At 61.5% G+C, this 3,365-nt stretch carries 4 protein-coding genes and 1 pseudogene; 1 reads left to right on the forward strand and 4 read right to left on the reverse strand.

Annotated features, from left to right (window positions below; genetic code table 11):
* Positions 1-199 precede the first annotated feature (199 nt).
* A pseudogene (locus QZX93_RS08665) lies at positions 200-524 on the forward strand (integration host factor subunit alpha).
* A gap of 63 nt (positions 525-587) precedes the next feature.
* Here QZX93_RS08665 and QZX93_RS08670 read toward each other — a convergent pair.
* From QZX93_RS08670 to QZX93_RS08685, 4 genes are all read right to left on the reverse strand, one after another.
* Entirely contained in the window at positions 588-851 is a 264-nt protein-coding gene (locus QZX93_RS08670) for a hypothetical protein (protein ID WP_295384056.1), read from the reverse strand.
* A 243-nt stretch (positions 852-1,094) separates the two neighbouring features.
* Positions 1,095-2,195, reverse strand: coding sequence for an NADH:flavin oxidoreductase/NADH oxidase (locus QZX93_RS08675; RefSeq protein WP_295384058.1), 1,101 nt, complete (start codon positions 2,193-2,195; stop codon positions 1,095-1,097).
* 167 nt (positions 2,196-2,362) lie between these two features.
* Positions 2,363-2,587: a hypothetical protein gene (locus QZX93_RS08680; RefSeq protein ID WP_295384060.1), complete on the reverse strand. Its 225-nt coding sequence runs from the start codon at positions 2,585-2,587 to the stop codon at positions 2,363-2,365.
* Positions 2,588-2,824: 237 nt separating this feature from the next.
* A complete protein-coding gene (locus QZX93_RS08685) occupies positions 2,825-3,154 on the reverse strand; it encodes a hypothetical protein (RefSeq protein ID WP_295384062.1) in 330 nt (109 codons plus the stop codon).
* Positions 3,155-3,365: the final 211 nt, after the last annotated feature.

Raw genomic sequence — 3,365 nt, forward strand, 5'->3', positions numbered from 1 at the left:
CGGGGGCTGTCCGTTACGGACCCCGTGGACGCGGCCCACGGCCTGGGCGAAACACCAGCGGGCCAGAAATAACCCCTTGTCAAGATTGCTTTTGCAGGCGTCTTCTCAGACACTTGCCGGCCAGCAGCGGCTTGGATCGCGGGACCTGTGTGCCTCGCGCTTTGAGTCTATTTCTGCGCACGATGACGGGAGTGAGAGGATGGCCTTGACCAAAGCCGACTTGGCAGAGCACCTGTTCGAGGAACTGGGGCTCAATAAACGCGAGGCCAAAGACCTCGTCGACAGCTTTTTCGAGGAAATCCGCAAGACCCTGGAGCGTGGCGAGGAGGTCAAGCTGTCCGGGTTCGGCAACTTCGAACTGCGCGAGAAGAAGGAGCGCCCGGGGCGCAACCCGAAGACCGGGATCGAGGTCCAGATCACCGCCCGCCGGGTCGTGACCTTACCATGCCGGCGAGAAGCTCAAAGGGCGCGTGCAAGACGATGCTGGCACCCAGATCGGCACGCCTTCTGCCGATGCGGTGTGACCCGTTTCTCCCGGCCAGCCGTTCAGGGCGAGGGATAGTGCGGGACGGCGCAGCCGACCAGGTTCACTTGGCTGTTTCTGGGCGCGCCGTGGGGACCGCGTCAGCGGTCAGGGGATTCGTCACCAGCGGCGCTGTTGGGCCTACCCCCAACCGCCCGGGGCACGCGTCAGCGGTTGCGGCAAGGTCGGCCAGCAACTGGGGCAGATAAACCCGGGCAAGCGCGCGCTGATTGGCGGTATAGCGCCGCGGGACAAGTCCCCAGGTCTTGCCACGCTCGGAGGGCTGGGGATTGTTGGGACCGTCTCTGGGGGGCTGTTGTGGTTTCATGGGCGCGCTCCTGATCTCACTGGTGAGACTAAATGGGGTCACCAGACAAAACGCAACATCGCATGATGGGTGACGCGAAACAGGATGGCCGAGGGCGTCATGAGTAACTCAAATGGCTACAGCATCGATCTCAGTCGGTATCACTCCGACCCGCAGCTTCCGCCATGAGCGTTCGAATCGCCCGGCGCTCGATCATGAGCCGTCATCGCCCCGCTTGCGCGGGGTTGTCAGCGGATGGTCAGGTCAGGTACTGGATCGCCAGTTTGCCAGCCAGTGGGCGTAAGGCGCCGGCAGCACCCAGGACGGTTTCTCCTCGGCAAGCGCCAGGGCCGCGTGGTAGGGCCAGTGCGGATTGGCGAGGTGGGCGCGGCCGACCATCACCAGATCCATCTGGTGTTCCGCGACCACCCGGTTGGCGGTGGCCGGGGCGTCGATGCCCCAAGCGGAGGCCACGGGCAGCTCGGCTTCGCGGCGGACCCGTTCGGCGATCGGCGCCAGGAAGGCCGGTGCCCATGGAATCTGCGTCTCGGGGATAGAAAACCCGACGCTGACATTGAGTAAGTCCAGCCCGCCGCGCCGCCAGGCGCGGGTCAATTCGATGGATTCCGTGAGGGTCTCCTCGTCGCGACCGTCGTATTCGATCACGCCGAACCGGGCGGTCAAGGGCAGGCGCTCCGGCCAGATCTGGCGCACGGCGGCCAGCGTTTCGATCGAGAAACGACTGCGCCCGGCGTAGCCGCCACCATACGCGTCGGTGCGTTGGTTGGCGTGAACCGAGAAGAAGCTCTGCGCCAGGTAGCCGTGGGCGAAGTGCAGTTCGAGCCACTCGAAGCCGGCGTCGTGCGCGCGGCGGGCGGCTGCCGCAAAATCGTTGCGGACGCGGGCGATGTCATCGTTCGTCATCGCCATCGGTACGCGGGGTAGATTGGCGCCGAAGGCCAAGGCGGATGGGGCGATCGTCGTCCAGCCCCGCGGATCACCTGCGGGAATGTGGTCGTCGCCCTCCCAGGGGCGGTTCGCGCTCGCCTTGCGGCCCGCGTGGCCGATCTGAATGCCCGGGACGGCGCCGCTCGACTTGATCGCCGCCGCGATGCGCGCCAAGCCCTCGACTTGGTCGTTGTTCCACAGACCGAGGCAGGCCGGGGTGATGCGGCCTTCCGGCGCCACGGCGGTCGCCTCGACAATGACCAATCCGGCACCGCCGCGCGCAAGGCTCGTGTAGTGCGCCTGGTGCCAATCGTTGGTCAAGCCATGCTCGGCGCTGTACTGGCACATGGGCGGAACAGCGATGCGATTGCGCAGGGTGACGTCCTTGAGCTTGAAACTGGAAAACAATGCGGACATGGGGTTGACCTTTTGATTTGGCAGACAGCCTGCTCGCACAGGCACGCTGTGTTTCTGGAAATTTCGGGATGACGGGACGCTCATCATGGTGGGTACGGAAAACGGGGTATAGGGCTCAACGGAATAGAAAACCTATGTAAGCCCACCGACCGTCTCGTTTGGCTCTATCAACCACCGCGCCGCAGATGACGCCAGATTGCCGCAGCATGCTGGTACATCTCCTCCTCCGGCATCCAGTGGTTAGTCGCAGAAGCCCACTCCGAAATCATCACCGCCTGTATTTGCGTAAAATGACGTGCGCTGGAACGGAGTGCAAATTGATGGAGGTCCTCTCTGAGTTCTGGATCATCGGCGGTTAGCCTGTCGAGGATTTGGATGGATTCGGTTGTCATGAGTTTCCCACTGAACCGTTAGGTGTAGCTGTCCGCAGCCTTTGGGATAGGATATCAAAGCACATATATCGAGGACTCATTTGACATCTGAAGTTTCCGGGTTCTGAAAGCCGTCCAGGGCCAGGCACTTGGGGCCGGGAGTTTTCGCAGGGTTTGGCTGGCTCTGGCCACACCCCTCGAAAATCCCCCAGCGCACCCCCCCGCCCCGCTGGTATCCCCTCTGGGAAAGCCGGAAACTTAAGTCTTTTTTTCTAACTGTGCGAAATGCTGCTGAAGTTGCTTGATGGCACTTCCTTTCAAAGTTGGCTTCATTTTAAAAAAGTATAGTGAACCGAAAGCGACGATAGAATCATGACTGTCGGGAAAAACGAGCTTGAGGTCTTGAGCAATCGTTTCTTCCGTATCCGCTCCAGTCACCAGTCTTAACCACAGCATTTGCGAGATGGCAAGCCCCACCGTTTTCTGATGCTCAGTGATACAGGCGTGCATCATCGGCCAGGAGAACTTACTGTAAAGTTCAGCGATTCTCTTTTGTGTCAACGCGCGATCAGGTTTAGCTACTGACATGGCTCTCTCCTAAAATGAACAATAGCGCAATACGGACGGTCAAAATTCAATCGGTTTTACAGTCACGTAGCCCCGCTGCCGGCGCCGCCTCTCAATCTGCGCCAACCGCTTCACCCCCTCTGCCTCCGACGCCACCAAGGCCCGCCGCACCTGTCCCCGGTGAGACTCCAGCCCGCCCCAGGCGGTGATCAGCGACCAGTCGCCGAGCAGA

The sequence above is a fragment of the uncultured Thiodictyon sp. genome, assembly GCF_903946935.1.
Lineage (GTDB): Bacteria > Pseudomonadota > Gammaproteobacteria > Chromatiales > Chromatiaceae > Thiodictyon.